Source organism: Nocardia sp. NBC_00881 (assembly GCF_045207455.1).
Taxonomy (GTDB): domain Bacteria; phylum Actinomycetota; class Actinomycetes; order Mycobacteriales; family Mycobacteriaceae; genus Nocardia.
The window spans coordinates 8,003,601-8,020,043 of sequence record NZ_CP108798.1 but is presented as its reverse complement, the minus strand read 5'-3'; the positions used below and the strand labels follow the sequence as shown (position 1 = coordinate 8,020,043).

Annotated in this window: 16 protein-coding genes and 3 pseudogenes; 9 read left to right on the top strand and 10 right to left on the bottom strand. The window is 65.2% G+C overall.

What is annotated here, in order from left to right:
• The first annotated feature begins 137 nt into the window (after positions 1 to 137).
• Positions 138 to 581 carry a hypothetical protein gene (locus OH799_RS34090; protein ID WP_406273008.1) on the top strand — a complete coding sequence of 148 codons (444 nt, stop codon included), beginning with the start codon at positions 138 to 140 and terminating at the stop codon, positions 579 to 581.
• 27 nt (positions 582 to 608) lie between these two features.
• Here the strand turns inward: OH799_RS34090 and nhaA are convergent.
• A pseudogene (nhaA, locus tag OH799_RS34085) lies at positions 609 to 1,918 on the bottom strand (Na+/H+ antiporter NhaA).
• 475 nt (positions 1,919 to 2,393) lie between these two features.
• Between nhaA and OH799_RS34080 the strand changes: the two are divergent.
• Both OH799_RS34080 and OH799_RS34075 read left to right on the top strand, forming a co-directional pair.
• Positions 2,394 to 2,516, top strand: coding sequence for a hypothetical protein (locus OH799_RS34080; protein ID WP_406273005.1), 123 nt, complete (start codon positions 2,394 to 2,396; stop codon positions 2,514 to 2,516).
• Positions 2,517 to 2,746: 230 nt separating this feature from the next.
• Positions 2,747 to 3,367 (top strand): hypothetical protein, encoded by a 621-nt coding sequence (locus tag OH799_RS34075; RefSeq protein ID WP_406273002.1) that lies wholly within the window; start codon positions 2,747 to 2,749, stop codon positions 3,365 to 3,367.
• A 168-nt stretch (positions 3,368 to 3,535) separates the two neighbouring features.
• On the opposite strand, the gene OH799_RS34070 is transcribed toward OH799_RS34075, so the two are convergent.
• From OH799_RS34070 to OH799_RS34055, 4 genes are all read right to left on the bottom strand, one after another.
• Positions 3,536 to 4,807, bottom strand: coding sequence for an integrase (locus OH799_RS34070; RefSeq protein WP_406272999.1), 1,272 nt, complete (start codon positions 4,805 to 4,807; stop codon positions 3,536 to 3,538).
• On the bottom strand, positions 4,804 to 5,127 hold the full coding sequence (locus OH799_RS34065) for a helix-turn-helix domain-containing protein (protein WP_406272996.1): 324 nt from the start codon (positions 5,125 to 5,127) through the stop codon (positions 4,804 to 4,806). Before OH799_RS34065 ends, OH799_RS34070 begins: the two co-directional genes overlap by 4 nt.
• Positions 5,124 to 6,200: a tyrosine-type recombinase/integrase gene (locus OH799_RS34060; RefSeq protein ID WP_406272993.1), complete on the bottom strand. Its 1,077-nt coding sequence runs from the start codon at positions 6,198 to 6,200 to the stop codon at positions 5,124 to 5,126. Before OH799_RS34060 ends, OH799_RS34065 begins: the two co-directional genes overlap by 4 nt.
• Before the next feature lie 530 nt (positions 6,201 to 6,730).
• Positions 6,731 to 7,000, bottom strand: a complete 270-nt coding sequence (locus tag OH799_RS34055) for a helix-turn-helix domain-containing protein (protein ID WP_406272990.1) — start codon at positions 6,998 to 7,000, stop codon at positions 6,731 to 6,733.
• Positions 7,001 to 7,018: 18 nt separating this feature from the next.
• On the opposite strand from OH799_RS34055, the gene OH799_RS34050 reads away from it, so the two are divergent.
• Together OH799_RS34050 and OH799_RS34045 are read left to right on the top strand one after the other, a co-directional pair.
• Positions 7,019 to 7,777: a recombinase family protein gene (locus OH799_RS34050; RefSeq protein ID WP_406272986.1), complete on the top strand. Its 759-nt coding sequence runs from the start codon at positions 7,019 to 7,021 to the stop codon at positions 7,775 to 7,777.
• Positions 7,699 to 7,875, top strand: a complete 177-nt coding sequence (locus OH799_RS34045) for a recombinase family protein (RefSeq protein ID WP_406282841.1) — start codon at positions 7,699 to 7,701, stop codon at positions 7,873 to 7,875. The genes OH799_RS34050 and OH799_RS34045 overlap by 79 nt, the downstream gene beginning before the upstream one ends.
• Here the strand turns inward: OH799_RS34045 and OH799_RS34040 are convergent.
• The 3 genes and pseudogenes from OH799_RS34040 to OH799_RS34030 all read right to left on the bottom strand — a co-directional run bounded on the left by OH799_RS34040 (position 7,836) and on the right by OH799_RS34030 (position 10,537).
• On the bottom strand, positions 7,836 to 9,044 hold the full coding sequence (locus OH799_RS34040) for a transposase (protein ID WP_406272982.1): 1,209 nt from the start codon (positions 9,042 to 9,044) through the stop codon (positions 7,836 to 7,838). The two genes, OH799_RS34045 and OH799_RS34040, sit on opposite strands and share 40 nt — an antisense overlap.
• An 85-nt stretch (positions 9,045 to 9,129) precedes the next feature.
• Positions 9,130 to 9,420: pseudogene (locus OH799_RS34035) on the bottom strand (transposase domain-containing protein); the annotation flags it as partial.
• 253 nt (positions 9,421 to 9,673) lie between these two features.
• Positions 9,674 to 10,537, bottom strand: a complete 864-nt coding sequence (locus OH799_RS34030; RefSeq protein WP_406272979.1) for a 4Fe-4S domain-containing protein — start codon at positions 10,535 to 10,537, stop codon at positions 9,674 to 9,676.
• A gap of 178 nt (positions 10,538 to 10,715) precedes the next feature.
• Between OH799_RS34030 and OH799_RS34025 the strand changes: the two are divergent.
• Both OH799_RS34025 and OH799_RS34020 read left to right on the top strand, forming a co-directional pair.
• Positions 10,716 to 10,871, top strand: a pseudogene (locus OH799_RS34025) (IS701 family transposase); the annotation flags it as partial.
• A gap of 248 nt (positions 10,872 to 11,119) precedes the next feature.
• Positions 11,120 to 12,133 (top strand): hypothetical protein, encoded by a 1,014-nt coding sequence (locus tag OH799_RS34020; protein WP_406272976.1) that lies wholly within the window; start codon positions 11,120 to 11,122, stop codon positions 12,131 to 12,133.
• A 296-nt stretch (positions 12,134 to 12,429) separates the two neighbouring features.
• On the opposite strand, the gene OH799_RS34015 is transcribed toward OH799_RS34020, so the two are convergent.
• Complete coding sequence (locus OH799_RS34015; RefSeq protein WP_406272974.1) at positions 12,430 to 13,383, bottom strand: endonuclease/exonuclease/phosphatase family protein; 954 nt, start codon at positions 13,381 to 13,383, stop codon at positions 12,430 to 12,432.
• Between the two features lie 6 nt (positions 13,384 to 13,389).
• Between OH799_RS34015 and OH799_RS34010 the strand changes: the two genes are divergently transcribed.
• Complete coding sequence (locus OH799_RS34010; RefSeq protein WP_406272971.1) at positions 13,390 to 14,778, top strand: DUF4132 domain-containing protein; 1,389 nt, start codon at positions 13,390 to 13,392, stop codon at positions 14,776 to 14,778.
• A 304-nt stretch (positions 14,779 to 15,082) separates the two neighbouring features.
• Here the strand turns inward: OH799_RS34010 and OH799_RS34005 are convergent, their stop codons facing one another.
• Entirely contained in the window at positions 15,083 to 15,643 is a 561-nt protein-coding gene (locus tag OH799_RS34005) for a MarR family winged helix-turn-helix transcriptional regulator (RefSeq protein WP_406272968.1), read from the bottom strand.
• A gap of 51 nt (positions 15,644 to 15,694) precedes the next feature.
• Here OH799_RS34005 and OH799_RS34000 point away from each other — a divergent pair, with 51 nt between their 5' ends.
• A complete protein-coding gene (locus tag OH799_RS34000) occupies positions 15,695 to 16,420 on the top strand; it encodes an SDR family NAD(P)-dependent oxidoreductase (RefSeq protein WP_406272965.1) in 726 nt (241 codons plus the stop codon).
• Positions 16,421 to 16,443: the final 23 nt, after the last annotated feature.

Sequence of the window (16,443 nt, the reverse complement as noted above, 5' to 3'; positions counted from 1 at the left end):
ATCACGAACCAGGTGGCAGGACAGGGAATTTCAGTGCATCTGGCCGATCTGCGCCACTGACATCGAAGTGGGAATCAGCCACTGACATTCTGGTGGGAACTCACAGCTGATCTCGCGGGCTGCACTACGATGCCGAGGTGTTCCTGGTCGCGATGATCGCTGGTGTGGTTGTCACCGCGGCCGCGGGGGCGGTGTGCGGGGCGGCTTACTTTCACGTGCTGGTGCCGTTCAACGACGCGCTGCGCAGTAAGTCCGCTCCCAGCTATACCGGTCGGCGTGAGGCGGTGGTCCTGGCGCATACCTGTAGGTCCGGGCACGGGTCTTCTTCGTGTGTGTGCCCGCGGCGCTATCGCCGCACCCTGTTGGAATACAAGGGCGCGGACTGGCGGCGGCGTCGATACGAGGTGCCCGGCGAGTACCCCCTGGGCCCAAAGGTGCCCGTCCGAGTCAGTTACTCCAGCAACCGGCCTTACCCGCTGACCTGGACCACCGTCAGGCGTACTGCGATTCGAGGCGCGGTGGCCGGAGGAGTGCTTGGGCTGGCTCACGCTGTGCTGCTGAGCCTGCTGCTGTATGCCTGACCCCGGGTGGCGGGATGGGGTTCGTTCTCAGTCTCCGTGCTGGTAGACGTCGGGGATACCGTCGTGGTCGGCGTCGCGGGCTTCTTTTTCGGCGATGCGTCGGTAGGTGCGGTTACGCAGCCGCAGCACGACGGTCGCCAGCAGTGCCGCGGTCAGGGTGCCGATGAGGATCCCGATCCGGACGTGGTCTTCGCGCAGGGCTGATCGGTGAAGGCCAGTTCCCCGATCAGCAGCGAGACTGTGAACCCGATACCGCCGAGTAGTGCCACTCCGGCGACGTCGATCCAGCTCAGGTCTGTGTCCAGTTCGGCGCGGGTGAGTTTCGCGGTCAGGAAGGTGGTGGTCAGGATGCCTAGTGCCTTGCCGGCTACCAGGCCCACGGCGATGCCGAGCGTGACCCGGTCGGTGAGCGAATCGGAGATCCCGCTGATTCCGCCGATGGTGACCCCGGCGGCGAAGAACGCGAAGATCGGTACCGCCACCCCAGCGGTGATCGGCCGGATCCGGTGCTCGAACACTTCGGCCAGGCCCGGGTCCTGCGGTGAGGGGTTGTCCGGGCTGGCGCGGGTGGCCAGGACGGGAACGGTGAAGCCCAGCAGTACTCCGGCCACGGTGGCGTGTACTCCGGACTGGTGCACCAGCCACCAGGTGAGCAGTGCCAGCGGTATCAGCACCCACGGTGAGCGGATCCGGCGCTGGACCGCGAACGCGAACGCAGCCAGCGGAATCACTGCCAGTCCCAGGTAGGGCAGATGCAGCTCGTCGGTGTAGAAGATCGCGATCACGGTCACCGCGAGCAGGTCGTCGACCACCGCGAGGGTGAGCAGGAAAGTACGCAGCGCGGTGGGCAGATGCGAGCTGACCACCGCGAGGACCGCCAGCGCGAAAGCGATATCTGTCGCCGTCGGGATCGCCCATCCCCGCACGGCGTCACCGTTACCGAGATTGAATGCCACGAAGATCAGCGCGGGACCGATCATCCCGCCGATCGCGGCGACGACCGGCAGCGCCGCCCGGCGCGGATCGCGGAGGTCACCGGCGACGAACTCGCGTTTGAGTTCGAGACCGACCACGAAGAAGAACACGGCGAGCAGCCCGTCGGCCGCCCAGGTCTCCAACGACAGGTTCAAGTGCAGCCCGGCCGGTCCCAGCTCGAAATCGCGCAGGGCCTCATAAGCGTGCGACCACGGCGTGTTGGCCCAGATGAGCCCGATCGCCGCAGCGATGATCAGCAGGATCCCGCCGGCGGTCTCGGTACGCAGGATCGAAGCGATCCGCCGAGCTTCCGGCCAGGAGCCGCGGGACAGGAGAGCGGGGCGGGGCTCGGGGGTGCTCATCGGTGCTGTCCCTCCTTCACCGCAGGGGCCGGGTGGAGTGACACAGGCCGTGACCAGACCGCTGAACGACGCTCACCGCGGTGGCTGCACCGCGGTGCGGGGTCGGGTGGCCGCCGGTCCACCGCAGTGGTGGCCCGGAGCTCCGGGCCGAGTAGCCCGATTACCGCAGGTCGGCCGGTGTCGGACTCCGCGACGCACCGACTAGACACACCAGCACTTTGCACTTCATGACAGCTTCAGGATTCCCGGGTTTCCCGTGGGTTCAGCCGGACTGAAGCGATCTCACCGGGAACTCACGGCCTTTCGCGGTGCCACCGATCGATTTCCGGTGGGTTCGACGGAAGATGAGTGTGGCTATGTCCATCGATTCGGGCGGGGTTTGTCCACGAATTTCGGCGGCGCCCCGAAATCGGACAGGGTGGTGTCCACGAATTCTGACGGCACCACGGTGAGGGGTAGGGCATAGTTGGAAGCTATGGCCAGCGGCGAGATGCGTATCGACGTCGTCGACGCCTTGGGGTTGGTGGAGGTGCTGGAGTTCGTCAGGGAGTTCTTCGGGGTTGTGGGCGCGGTTAGGGTGTTCGGGTCCGGGTTGTGATCTTGGTGGGTTGGCGTCGATCGATCGCACCGCCTACCTGCGGTTCAAGTGTGTGGTGTCGGAGCACATCCGCCCCGGACGGCAGATCCAGGAACTCACTGCCCTCTTTCGCTCGAATCCCGACAACCTCTTCCATGGGCGCTGTCGGTGAGGACCCAGTGGTGGAACGCCGCGCTTGACGGAGGATCCGGATCGAGGCTGTCGGTGGTGGGTGAGATCGTATGGAGGTCATGCCTGAACGCGAACACCCAGAGAAGGACTCGATGGATTCCGAACGCATCGTGGGCGAGGTCGTGGACCTGATCGTCGAACTCGGCCTTGTCGACCCCGACACCATCCCGCCGACCTGCCTGGTGAACTCGCTGGACGAGCCGCTGAGCTCCTACGAAGACACCGAGCAGGCCGCCGTGCTCAGCCTGCTCTGTGACCTGGGGATCGGCTACATCTTCGACCACAAGACGTTTCGCCACATCAACACGTGCACCGACGATGAGCGGCGACAACGGTACGAGTCCGAACTGCAGTCGCTCGCCGCCTGCAGTCGCGGCATGGTGACGATCGGCAACGTCCGGCTGGTCGAGGGCGACACGACATGGGAGCTGCGGTTCGACTGCAACGGCGTCACCAAGTGGTGGCCGGTGTACCCCGGCCACGAGCAGGAGAACATCGAGGCTTCGCTCGTCTTCGCCACCTACCTCTCCGGTTTGACCACCGACCTCGTAGAACAATTCTGTTCCGTGGACTTGGACTCCTACGACGAATACCTCAGCGAAGTAATCGTTTTCGGAGACCCGCAGGCGCTCAATCGACTGGGCGCCCAGTTCGGCCTCACCTTCGAGCCTCCGCTATAGATGGGTCAGGCCCCGACGCGGCCCCATTCGGGCATATTCGATTCCCACCCCCACAGTGCCGTCGAAATTCACGGACGCTCGATCTTGAAACCAGCCCCCACCGCCGTCGGAATCGATGGACAACCGCCGTCTCTATCCATGGACGCAGCCAATGAGTGTATCCGCTGGTCATGACGAGGATGGTGTCTCGACCTCGTCGCTGAGGAGATGTTCGGCGACGGTCGCGTAGCGCAGGGCGGTGGAGTGGTCGAGGTTGAAGACCAGTGACAGGTGCAGCGGGTCCGGCCCGGCGGTCAAGGCTTCGTGGAGGATCCGGTCGGCGCGGATGCGGTCGATGCTGAATCCGTTGCCGCCCAACGAGAAGCGCACGAATGGATGGCTGACTGATCCGGTGCCGAGCGCAGTCCTTTTGCTGATCAGGACGTGCGGGTTCGGAGTGTGAGGCCAGGTCGATCGCCGGTGGTCGAGCCAGGTTCGCAACGCCTGGTGAGTCAGGTCGCCGAGCCGCTGGTCGTGGCCGGCCAAGATGATGCGCCGGTTCGGCAGGTCGACGTCGGCGAGGAGCAGATGCCTTATCGTGTTGGTTCGCGCAGCGTGCTCGGCGGCCAGGGCGATCGCGAGCCGCTCCGCGGGCCGGACGGCGAGGCCTTCGATGATGCGGATGTCCTCGTCGGTCATCGGGATCATCTCGGGATCGACCTGTGGAGTCTTGACCCCGAGGGTCGGATTGGTGAACACCATGCCGCGTCGTTTGGCGAACCGGAACAGTGATCGCAGGGCATGGATGGTGTTGTTGCGCTTGAATCCACGCATCGGTGCGAGAGCGGAGCGGACATCGGATCGGGTAACTTCCCGCAGGTGACCGTAGTTGGTGGCCCACTGCTGCAGCATCGGGCGTACCAATCCGAAGTAGGCGTAGAGCGTGGCTTCGGACCGCGGTCGAGCGCGAGAGTCGCCGTCGAGCAGAACCAGCAGCCATTGCCGCGCCGGTTCGGCGTATCCTGGTGCCAGCTCGCTGATTACGCGGTCGATCCAGTACCGGACTGCCAGTGTCGAGTCGTCGTGAAGCAGTTCGAGGTTGCTGAGCACCTCCGCCAGGCGGGGCCGGGAGACGTGCCGATGTGGCCAGGCGCGGACCTCGCTGAGCGGCACCTTGTCATTGGGAGACCGGCCGTCGAGCACGGTGGCGAGCCCGTCGAGCACATTGCGCAACGTCCACGGGCCCCAGCCGTGCGTCTCGCCGAGTTGCGCGGCTCGAGCTGCGGCACCGCGCAGTAGCGGATCGTCCGCGGTGAGTGCGGAATGCTGCCAGCGCGGCGGGAGCGGTTCTCCGTTCTTCCGCCGATAGTACGAGGCGAGCGCGGAACACCTATTGCTGCACCAGATCTTGTCCCGTCGCCGCTTCTCCGGCAGTTCGGTGCCGCAGTATGCGCAGTTCATCGCGGCGGTAGCGATCGGCCGGTCCTGGCACGCGGGACCACTGGCGGCGCCTCACCGACTGCGGTCGCGACCACCTCGGTCGTCGGCTTCGGCGTGCTGACGGTCTCCGGTTCGGGGATCAGCAGCTCGTCGACACCACAGCTCAGCACTGCGCAGATGACCTCCAGGTCGTGGAGTTTGACGACGTTCGGGTTGCCCGACCACAGTCCGGACATCTTGCCGGCGCTGATGACCAGGCCGCGGTCGGCGAGCATTCGCTGCAGCTCGCTGGCCTTCCAGATGCCGCGGTTGGCCGCCGCCAGGCGCAGGTTCCATTTCATTGGGCCAGTCCTTTCCATCGGTCGGCGACTCGGCGCTGCCCGGTCACCCAGGCGTCTTCAACGTGGGTGGCGTGAACGTGGATATACCGGGCAGTTGTGGCGGTCCAGGCGTGTCCTAAAAGTTCCTGGATGGCAAACAAATTCATCCCGGCGAGATAGAGCTGCGAGGCGCAGAAATGCCGCAGAACATGCGGAGTCACCTTGCCCGACCAGGCCGGAAGGTGTCGGTCGGCGGCCTCGGCGAGAGACCGCCGGAACACGTCGGCGGTCGCGCGCATGGCAGTGCCGTCGGTGTTCTTGCGCTCGGACGGAAACAGTGGCATCCCGTGCCGGCCGGGGTCGACGTCGAAGAGGCCGAGCACGTCTTCGATGAACCAGCGCAGGCTGCGGTCGGCGCCGTTGATCAACGGCACCAGCCTCGGTTTCGGGCCCTTGCGGCGAGATCCCTTGCCGTGCCGGACATTCAGCTTCCCGAACCGGCCCAGTTCCCACCGCACGTCGTCGAGGTCGAGCATGCGGGCCTCGTTGATCCGCAGGCCGACATCGGCGGCCAGACGGGCGACGGCGTAGTTGCGGGCGATCGGTGCGAACTTGCGGCAGGTCGCCAACTCTGCACGCCATCCGGCGAAGAGTTGCTCGATCTCCCCGGCCGTCGGAGGAATCCGCAGCTGCGGATCCACCGATCCGCGCGGGCGATTGATCTCGTCCAGCGGGCATTCGACGACGTGACCGGTGAGGTTGTGCAGTTCGACCTTGTGCCGAAGCTCCAGGAAGTGGAAGAACACCGTCAGCGCGGCCGCGCGGCCGGTCCGGGTCGAGGGCTTCGCTTCCCGCAGCACCTTCCCAAAATAGGTGTCGGCGTCGCCGGGTTGCATCTCCCACAACGGTCGACCGAACCAATCTCGAATCAGCTCGAGGTGATTGACGTCGTTGCGGATCGTGGAGTCCACCAGCCCGGCCGACGCCCGGGCCAGCACGAACCCCGATAAGACGTCGGTCTCGAACGCAGCGATCTCGTCTTCGGTCGCTGGAGCCCGCAGCTCCCGCAGGTCCCGCACTGCCGCCAGAGCCAACCCACGCCTCCTTACCTTCACCCACAGTGAGAAACCATCGGCCACACCGCGTTTGGATCGGCCGCGCCGACAACGCTTCAGTGAAGGATTCGGCGCCAAGGACACACGGGATGGCCCAGGCCCAGGCCGGAATGAGTGGGGTGAGGGAAGTCGGAGCGGTTAGGAACTCGTCGACTGTTGGTTACCGTGGTGGCGTGCTCGAAGAACCAGCAGTGAGATTCGGCGGGCCGTCTACCGGCGTCGACCTCGGGCCAGAGAAGCCGCTGGTCGGCGGCGGGGAAAGTACTGAATGAGGAGAGCAGGGTCTTCACCTATCGCTAGCGGGCCCGGCCCGTTCCCGGACCAGGCTGTGCCGACCAGACTTCCCGGCTCTCCTACCGTAAAGATGCCGTATAGACCCCTGTCAGGGCAAATGCGGGCCTGCAGAGGGCCGTCCCGCCGGACCGCCACGGCAGGTACGCCGAAACGGTCAGCTCAGGGATGGTCGGCCACGTACTGCTCACGCCTCCGGCTGGGGCCTCCGGTGACGATCACCGGGTCCCGTCGGTGGGTTCGGGCAGGTACTTGTAGAGCGTGGTCCTCGAAATCCCGAGCAGGCGCGCGATCGAGGACACCGACTCGTCCGGGCGGGTCAGCAGGGCGCGAGCCTGACGAACCTGCTCGCCGGTCATCGCCGGTGGCCGGCCGAGCCGCTGCCCCCGGGCCCGGGCCGCGGCCAGACCTTCGTGGGTGCCGTCCACGCGGCCCCGGCGCAGGTGAACGACAGGGTGGTCGAGACGGAATTCGTTTTCGACCGCCACGCGGCCACGGATTTGTCGGTGGCTTACGACATTCTTGTGCCACAACGCCGGGCCCGCGTCACGCGGACCCGGGAGGAAGGACTACCGCCTGATGACGAGCGCGGTGATATACGCCCGGGTGTCTTCGGCCCGGCAGATTCGGCCCGGCAGAAGAAGGACGAGACGATTCGCTCGCAGACCGCGGCGCTGCGCGCCCACGCCGAGCAACTGGGACTTGAGGTCCCCGCGGAATGGGTATTCGAAGACGAAGGACACTCCGGGGCCACCCTGATCCGGCCCGCGCTGGAACGGTTGCGGGACCTGGTCGCCGGGGTCGGGGTGGATGTGGTGCTGTGCTACTCCCCGGACCGGTTGGCCCGCAAATTCGCCTACCAGGCGCTGTTGATCGAGGAGTTCACTCGCGCCGGGACGAGGGTCGAGTTCGTCAAGGGCCCGCGCAGGGACACCCCGGAGGATCAGCTGTTGGTGCAGTTCCAGGGCATGTTCGCCGAGTACGAAAAAGCCCAGATCATGGAACGCTACCGGCGCGGCAAGACCCACCGCGCCAAAACCGGGTCGGTCAACGTGCTCTCGGGTGCCCCGTTCGGCTACCGATACCCGCGCAAGAGCGAGGCCACCGGCGCGGCCTACGAAATCCTCGCCCACGAAGCAGTTTGGTCGCGAAGATGTTTCGGCGCTATGCCGACGACGGCGCCTCCATCGCCGAGCCGACCCGCTGGCTCACCGAACAGGGCGTGCCCACCCGCACCGGCAAGAGCCGCTGGGACCGCTCGGTGATCTGGGGGATGCTGCGCATGAGGTTCACCCAAGGCCGGGTAGTTAGTGTTTTCGCTTGTCATGCAAGGGTTTCGGGTGACCAGGCGGTGGCGCTGTAGAGGCCTGGGCCGAGTTTGTGGATGAGGCCGTCGTCGGCCCACCGGGTCAACTGTCTGTACATGGTGTTGAGGGTGATGTCGCCGAAGTGGGCGGCGATGTCACGGGCTCGCCACAAGCGGGTGGGGTGGGTGTCGAGCAGGGTCAGGATCCGGTGGCGTCGGCGCTGGTCGGGGGCGGTGCGGCTGTCGTGGCGGGAAGTGGTTGGGAGCGGGAGTTGTTCGGTGTCGGGCACTACGATGGCGAGGTCGAGATTGGTGACGGTGCGGCTGGTGTCGGGGCGTCCGTCGTCGAGGCGCTCGTTGTAGCGCGACATCGGTGATTTGACCTTGCGGGTGCTGACCCGTTGCCGGCGTGGTGGTAGCAGGTGCCCCAAGATCCGGACGCCGATCCGCCCGAGAAGGCCGCTTCCGGTCCCGGTGGGGACGACCCCGTCCGCGGTGACGACCTGGTCACGGGCGGTGTGGAAAGCGATGGCGAAGCTGCAACGGTCCGGGTCGGTACCTGGACGGGATTCGGCGGCGTCGACCATCACGATGCGCAGCGCTTGGTACAGGCCCAGCAGGGCCCACATTTCCTGTTCGACACCGACGGGGTCGCCCGAGCGCAGAACTCGTCCGGCCATGATCGTGTGGCGCAGCGCGTAGTAGGCGGATTCATGTTCCCACCGCTGGTGGTAGAGGACCACTAGCGTCGCTCCCGGGTAGCGGCGGGCGTCGGTCAGGGTCGTGACGAGGCGGTAGCCGGCGGTGAACACGATGCCGTCGATGCAGGTCACGGTGATCTGGGCGTCGATGATCCGCACCGGGATCCCGGCGATGACCGCCAGATACGAGCCATCGCCCAGGCGGGTCAGGACCGGGATGCGCCGGTTGCTGCGCGACCGACCCAATACGTGGGCACCGGTCGCGCAGACTTTGACGAGGAAGTCGTTGCTGTCGAAGCCCCTGTCCCACAACACCAGCATGTCCGGGCGCAGTAGATGCAGCAGCTTGCAGGCGTAGCCGGTCTCGCCCAGCTCGGTGGGTCCGAACACCGCCCCGATCACCGCGCGGGTTCCGGTCTCCACCAGCGTCATCAATTCCAGCATCGGGTAGGCGTAATGGGCGGTGGCACGCAGCCAGGCCCGGTTCTCCAGCGGTGGCGGGCACTTTCTGGGAGGTGCAGCCATCGAAGGACACCATCCGATACCGCCCGAACCGAACCCCCGGAGTCGACGGCTGCGCCAACGGCCCGGCCAGCACATCGAACAACATCCGCATCGGCGCGACCCCCACCCGACGGCGCAAGTCCCGCAACGCTTTCGCGGTCGGGGCGGGCACGGGTATCCCGGTCAGCGAGGCCGTGAGTTTGCCCCAGACCGCCCGATAACCCACCTCGGGGAACAAGCACATCGCCAGCAGGAAATAGACCCCGACCCGAGACGGGAGATCACGCAACCGGCGCTGCACCGACCGGGTCTCCTCGAGGACCGCGTCGACAAGCTCGAAGGGCACCACCACGGTCAACTCGCCCAGATGACCGGCAGCGAACCGGCCCGCGGCCACGGTCACCGACCGGGTGATCGCCGCCAACGCGGGAGGCAGGGGAGAATGAAACGGCAACGGAGCTCCTCGGCAACAGGCTGTCTTGGTCGACTACCTGAACCAACGAGCTCCGTTGCCCTATGCCCGAAATCCTCAAACCGGCTGCGCCACCAGCGAAAACACTAACTACCCGGCCTTGGAGGTTCCCCCCGAATGATGGACAGGGGTTAACCTCAGCTCGCGAGGTTCGGCTGGGCGCTGAGCTGAGTCGTGATCACCACCGAATGGCGCTGAAATCGATCGGTTGGGGGCGAAGGGCTTTGACACGTTCAGCCAGGCCTCGCATCCGAAGCGCCATCTCGCTTGCCGGAAGCTGTCGGCGATCCCCATGACCGGGCAAGAGCCATTCGAAACCAAGGCGATCGGCCGATCGTGCCAGCGACTCGGCCAGTACTTCGACCGAATACCAGGTGACGCTCTCGGCAATTTCGATGTCTCCGGTGGTGCGGGACCAGTACAGGCTGTCCCCGCTGAAACAGTATCGGTCGTCGACTATATAAAGCACGCTTCCCTCGGTGTGGCCCGGAAACGGATGCGCCATTACGCCGTCGACGATCTCGACTGGATCGGCTCCCCGTATTATCTGATCGGCATCCGGAGCTGAATCGAGATCACCCTCGTGAATCCACAGTCGAGCCCGGAATCGGTCTGCGTAGCGCCAGCCGTGCGCGGCGTGATCACGGTGGGTCAGCAGAACGTCCGTCACCAGGCCGAGCGCCTCGTATCGCGTTGCCAGCGACTCGCTCCAGCGTGGCGTATCGACCATGAGGTTGCCGGCGCGGCGTCGCAGCAGATAGGAGTTGGCTCCCGCAGTGTGCGACGAATTGTGGCCACACAGGTAAACACCCTCGTCCAGGCGCATCGGGAACGGGTCGAACGCCGCGTTGAGTGACACGTTCCTGCGCCGAACCGATCGGGTTTGACAGGCGAATGCGGCTGCGGCCAGCGCCTGTTCCTCGGCTTCGTCGCGCGGTTGACGCAAAATTTCGGAGCGACCATCGACCTCGCCGATCAAGCCGGGCGCCAATTGCCGGGCCACATCGCAGTTCACGCAGCGATCGTCTACGAACCAGGACATTTGCAGAACTCCCTCCTCGGTGCGACGCAGCAACGGTCGCACCTTTCAGGAATACCAACCATGGCACGGAAATTTCAAGCCTTGACATATTTTCAAAAGCCTATCTGTGGATTCCATAGACAATTCAATATATTAATGCTGCAACGGCACCCGAGTGAGCTGGTGGTAGATGTGATCTGTGGTGTTGGATCGTTTTGTGGCCGAGTTGCACTCGTTGATGTCGAGGATTGGGGGTCGGTTCACGCGTTCGGAGCTGCGGGCTCGGGCGCGGGAGTACGTGACCGGGTTGACTGCGGGGCTGGAGCGTAAGAACGGGTGGACGTTGTCCCCGCGCCGACGACCTCGTCGCCGAGTTCGGTGCGTCCTCGTGGCAGCGGTTGTCGGTCGGTGCCGGCGCGCACGGGCCCCGCAAGTACGACTGGGCATGCCGCCAGATCGACGGTGAGTGGAAGACCGGGCGTGGGCATTGGCTGCTAGCGCGGCGGTCGATCAGCGACCCACTGAGATCGCCTCCCGCCCGATAGCGGTTCGCGCGACGAGAGCCCCGACGCGGCCATCGCGCGAAACCGCATCGCCGAAATCATGCGCTCTGGCAACGAATTGCACACCCAGTCGCCGAAAGTGCCGGAGAGCGCGTACAAGAATCCGGATGGTATCGAGGATCTCTATCAACGGGTGCAAGCGATGTCGATCACCGATGTCGTGGCGCTGCATCAGCGGTGGGAGTCCATTCGAAACAGGCTGGAGCGGGGTTTGCAGGGTTTCGCTCCGGATATCAGCAAAGCGATGGAAGGCAGATCGGAAGGCGCGGCGGCGAAGTCCGCGGCGGACGGAATCAAAGAGTATGTCGACAAGTCCAGTGGGCTGGTCGGTTCGGTGCAGATCATGGCCGAGAAGGTGAAGATCATACGGTCGGGAATCGAGGTCACCCGGCCCGCCGTGCAGGAGGCTCCGGGTCATACCTGGACCAGCGACGTCGCGAGCCGGGTGCCGGGTCCGACGTGGAAGTTGAACCAGCATCGCGAGGACGCCGCGCACGATGCCTCCGTGAACGTTGTCAAGAACGTCTTCTATCCGGCGGTCCGAGAAGCCGACACCGGTGTTCCGCTGGTACCCAAGCCGTACATCCCCATCCAAAGGCCCGGTGATTTGCCGACCTCATCGAACCACCCAGGGCAACCTTCGTCACCCGGCAAAGATCCGGGCGGCAATCCGACCACGCTGGAACACCGATTACCGGGTACCGAGGACGCGCCGGAGAACCCCGGCCCGGCCGACGCGAATCCGCTTACCGAGCAACAGAACCCGCTCGACCAGACGGCTACGGCACCCGCAGGCACGAACCCGTCGACCCAACCGGCGAACACCACTGGCACCGATCCGTCACCGACTCGCCCCGGAACACCGAGTCCGGGATCTCCCGACACACCGGGCCCCAGCGTGCCGGCCCGGGAACCCCGCCACTGGCCGCAGCGTCAAGGCTGTCCCCGCTGTTCCGAACGGCGTCCCCGCCGCCGCGCGTACCGGCGCGGGACGTCCCGGTGCGGGAGGGATGCCGGGCATGATGCCGCCGGGCGCCCGCGCCAAGGGCGATGACGACTAGGAGCACCAGACGAAGGGTTACCTGGTGGACCAACAGAATGGCGAGGAACTCACCGGTCTCGGTGAGGCGAACCGGGTGAAGACGGTGCCACCGGTGATCGAGAACTGGTTTCGTGGCTCGGTACGCCCGAAACTGATCCCGGCTGGTGTGGGTACAAGACCAGCTGACATCCGGTGGCCGTTTCGCGGTGCAGGACGATCAGCGGCTCGTCGTCCAGAACCAGCAGGACGTAGGCGAGAAGATTCCGCAGCAGCGGCAGCCATCATGCGCGCACGTCCGCGCCCATGGGTTACTGCCGCTCGCGATCCAGGCAGACCTGCGCGACCAGAGCGCGGTGGTCCGCGCCTGGTAGGCCCACCGTCTCCACCGCGACCGCGCGGCCCCCAGCGACAAGGATATGGTCGATACCGACCAGGGGCGGCCACCGCTTGTCGGTCGGATAGGTGACCAGGTGTCCGGCGCCCGCCTGTTCGACAGCGTCGCCGAAACGCCCGGACAACATCGTGCGGTACTGCGCATGATCGTAAGTCGCGTTGAAGTCACCACCGACGATCGCGGGCCGACTCGACGGCGACCGGTCGAGAATTTCGCGCAGACGGGACAACTCGTCGGCCCACACCTGCGTACCGAACACCGGTGGCACCGGATGGAAGGCGTACACGGTGACCGGTCCGGCGCCCGGGATGCTTGCTGTCGCCGAGAGCTGGTTCAGCACGAACCCGTCGTACTCGACGGTTTCGGTCAGCGGGTAGCTGCTCCAGATTCCCGTCCCGGCCGCGGTCCTTCCGGGGGATAGATACCGGTGCGGCAGTAACTGGTCGAGCCCTGCCCGGCCGAGATCCTCGACCGCGGCCGGTGTGAGTTCATTGACGGTGAGCACAGCGATGTTCCGCGCGCGCACTTGGTCGACCAGCGCCTGAGGGTCAGCTCCGTCGAACAGAAGATTGGCCTGCATCGCTATCACTGCGTGTCCGTTGTCGTCACCTGAACGGCTGAAGTACAGCGGAGCTTGGGTCCAGATCGCGGTGGCAACGACAACGATCGCCACCCCCGCACCGCTCCAGTGCCGCATGGCTACAAAGGCCACCGCCCCGACGAACGCGGAGCTCATCAGGTACGGCGCACCCGAAGCCGCCAAGACCAACATCCGCCACCATGACTGGCTGAAGTGCAACGCGACCCCAGCGGCTCCTGTCAGTGTCGCAATCCATGGCTGCGGTTCGTGGGCCGTCCCAGGACGCATCAATTGGTGAGTATATGGAGTAATTCGTTCTTCGATCCATTGTTGTTCGCCTGGCTGATCTCGTTGTTACCTGCGGATCCCCGGACCGCCCGGGCGCTGCGGCGGCTGGCGGAAGCCTGTCTCTACAAGGTTTCGGGAAATGCTCCACTGGATCCGAAAGTAGCCAACGCTGCTGTTATCGGTCTGGGCCGGATCGACAGCGAGGCGGCGGTGGCCGAGCTGGCCCGCCTGTCGACTCGGGTCACCTATAGGGGAACGCTTGCGCTGGTCAAAGAAGCACTGGATACCCGGGCCGACGCGTTGGGCATCACGCGCGCCGAGATCGAGGAAATGACGGTTCCGCATTATGGTCTGTCCGAGGCAGGGCGGGCCGCTTACAAACTGGGTGAGGCCACTGCGATTGTGGAGATCGAGGGCACACACGCGGTTCTGCGCTGGCAGAACGCGGCCGGAAATATGGTGAAGAGTGCTCCCGCGGCCGTCGGCCGTGACTGCGCCGGTGAGCTCAAGGAGCTGCGGACCACCGTGAAGGACATCGACACGATGCTGACAAGCCAGAGAACACGCCTCGAACGGTTGTTTCTCGCGCCGCGCACCTGGACATTCGATGTATGGCGCGAACTGTATCTGGATCATCCCCTGGTCGGCGCCCTCGCCCGTCGCCTGCTGTGGGATATCGATGGAACCACGATCGGGTACGCTGACGGACAGCTGCGCACTGTTCTCGGCGATCCCATAACCGATGGCTCACAGGTCCGGCTATGGCATCCCATCGGTCGCGCAAACGAGGAGATCCTGGCCTGGCGGGCTCGACTCGACAGCCTCGGGATCACGCAATCGTTCGAGCAGGCCCACCGTGAGGTGTACCGGCTCACCGATGCCGAACGCAGAACCGCCTCCCACTCGAATCGGTTCGCCGCACATATTCTGCGGCAACACCAGTTCCACGCTCTGGCGACCCTGCACGGCTGGCGGAACAAGCTCCGCTTACCGGTCGACGACGAGGCGCCACCGGCCACCCGCGAACTGCCCGAATGGGGTCTGCGCGCGGAATACTGGATCGAGGGCAGAGACGACGAGGAGGAGGATGACACCGGCTCGCCAAGCTACCGGTATGTGTACGGCGACCAGATCCGGTTCTACCCGATCGATGCCCCCGTCGTCACGGCACACATGTCGGATGGGGATTACGGCATGAGGCTGAGGGCCGGGGTGGTACCGGTCGAACCCGTCCCCTTGGAAACCGTACCGCCTCTAGTGCTGTCCGAAATATTTCGCGACGTTGCCTTGTTTGTCGGTGTCTCCACTGTCGGTAACGATCCCACCCGGGTCGACGGTCCGCGTTCCACCAGTCAGCGAGTACCAGCGAAACCCTATGAGTGCCAGCGGAGTTGATTCCTGTATCAACTGGCCCTGCAGCAGGCGGGAGCCACTCCGTGCGACCTCATCCGGGAAGAGCGGTTACAAATCGCCTACACCGCTTTCCGGGACGCTACTCGACGGTAAAACCCCAAGTGGCTGCGCTGGCGAATTCCGACGTCGTTTATCGGTGAACTGCGGCGGCGGCGAGTCGGGGTGAAGAGCTGCTCGGGTCGGCGACAAGTAACGTCGATTCCGGCGTGTCCCAGCGACCGGGCGCCTCGGACGAACGCGCGCTCATGGCGCATAGCGGACGTTCCTCGGTCCAGGTCTGTGGACCTCACTCCTGCGGCTCGTTCGGTGGCGACGCCACCAGCGTCTGTTCCAGCGTGGCGAGAATCCCGGCGAGTGCTGTGCATTCGGCAGCTGTGAGCGCGCTGATCAGGTCCGCTTCGTGCTCGAGTAGTTGCCGCACGGTGGTTTCGATCAGGCGGTGGCCGATATCGGTGAGCCTGACGGCGACCGCGCGGCGAGATACCGACGACGATGATCGTTCGACAAGTCCAGCCCGCTCGGCGCGGGCAACGCGCTGCGAGACAGCGCCGGCAGTAATCAGGGTCCGGCGGGCGATCTCGCGGGTCGTGAGTTCATAGGGCGGACCGGAACGCCTTATCACGCTGAGCAGATCGAGTGTGGACGGGTCGACTCCGAGCTTGGCCAGGGTGCGGCGCCGGTCATCGGCGAGGACTTTCGCGATCCGCCAGACCGGCGTGATTATCTCGATCGATTCGGTGCGCACGCCGGGAAGCTCTCGTTGCCACGACGCGGCGATATCGGCTGCAGGCCACGTGGAAATCGGGCTCAGCGGGTAACCCTCGGCATCGAGATCGTTGGACATCATCAGCCTTTCTCGCTACGTTTAGAGCTAAACATAGCAACGGAAGGAGCAGTTGTGCGTCGTATCGTCCTAGTCACCGGCGGTGGGAGCGGACTCGGCAAGGCTGTAGCCGCCCGGTTCCGAACGGGTGGCGACACCGTGATAATCACCGGACGCAACGCCGAACGGCTCGCCGACACGGCAGCCGAGATCAATGCGCGACCGATCACCTGTGACGCCACTGATCCACAGCAGGTGGCCCGGATGGCGGACGAACTGGGTCCAGACCTCGACGTGGTGGTCAACATGGCCGGCGGCAACACCGACTTCTACCAGTCCGGTGGACAAGGCACACATCTCGACGGAGTCTTGGCGGCGTGGCGGGCGAATTTGGACGCCAACCTGCTCAGTGCCGTGCTCACCACCACCGCCGTACTCGAGAAGTTGCGGCCTGGCGGCTCCATCGTCAACATCGGTTCCATCGGCGCCGAATACGCCGCAACCTCATACGGCGCGGCGAAAGCCGCGCTGGCAGCATGGACCGCCGGGCTGTCGTCACAAGTGGGCCCCAAGGCTTTGACCGCCAACCTGATCGCGCCCGGCTACATCGCCGAGACCGACTTCTTCCACGGAAATCTCAGCGAGCAGCGGCGGGTAGCTCTGATCGAAGCTACCCACAATGGAAGAGCGGGACACCCGAGCGACGTCGCCGAGACCACCTACTTCCTGAGCTCCGACGGTGCGCGCCACATCACCGGCCAGACCCTGCACGTCAACGGAGGCGCGCACACCACCCGATGACAATCGAAGGGGACGCACTCAGA

Bases quoted from the DNA above. Each gene is read 5' to 3' on its own strand.
- OH799_RS34080 (WP_406273005.1), top strand. From the start codon at position 2,394: ATGGCCAGCGGCGAGATGCGTATCGACGTCGTCGACGCCTTGGGGTTG.
- OH799_RS34075 (WP_406273002.1), top strand. From the start codon at position 2,747: ATGCCTGAACGCGAACACCCAGAGAAGGACTCGATGGATTCCGAACGC.
- OH799_RS34070 (WP_406272999.1), bottom strand. From the start codon at position 4,807: ATGAACTGCGCATACTGCGGCACCGAACTGCCGGAGAAGCGGCGACGG.
- OH799_RS34065 (WP_406272996.1), bottom strand. From the start codon at position 5,127: ATGAAATGGAACCTGCGCCTGGCGGCGGCCAACCGCGGCATCTGGAAG.
- OH799_RS34040 (WP_406272982.1), bottom strand. From the start codon at position 9,044: ATGGCTGCACCTCCCAGAAAGTGCCCGCCACCGCTGGAGAACCGGGCC.
- OH799_RS34030 (WP_406272979.1), bottom strand. From the start codon at position 10,537: ATGTCCTGGTTCGTAGACGATCGCTGCGTGAACTGCGATGTGGCCCGG.
- OH799_RS34020 (WP_406272976.1), top strand. From the start codon at position 11,120: ATGCGCTCTGGCAACGAATTGCACACCCAGTCGCCGAAAGTGCCGGAG.
- OH799_RS34015 (WP_406272974.1), bottom strand. From the start codon at position 13,383: ATGCGTCCTGGGACGGCCCACGAACCGCAGCCATGGATTGCGACACTG.
- OH799_RS34005 (WP_406272968.1), bottom strand. From the start codon at position 15,643: ATGATGTCCAACGATCTCGATGCCGAGGGTTACCCGCTGAGCCCGATT.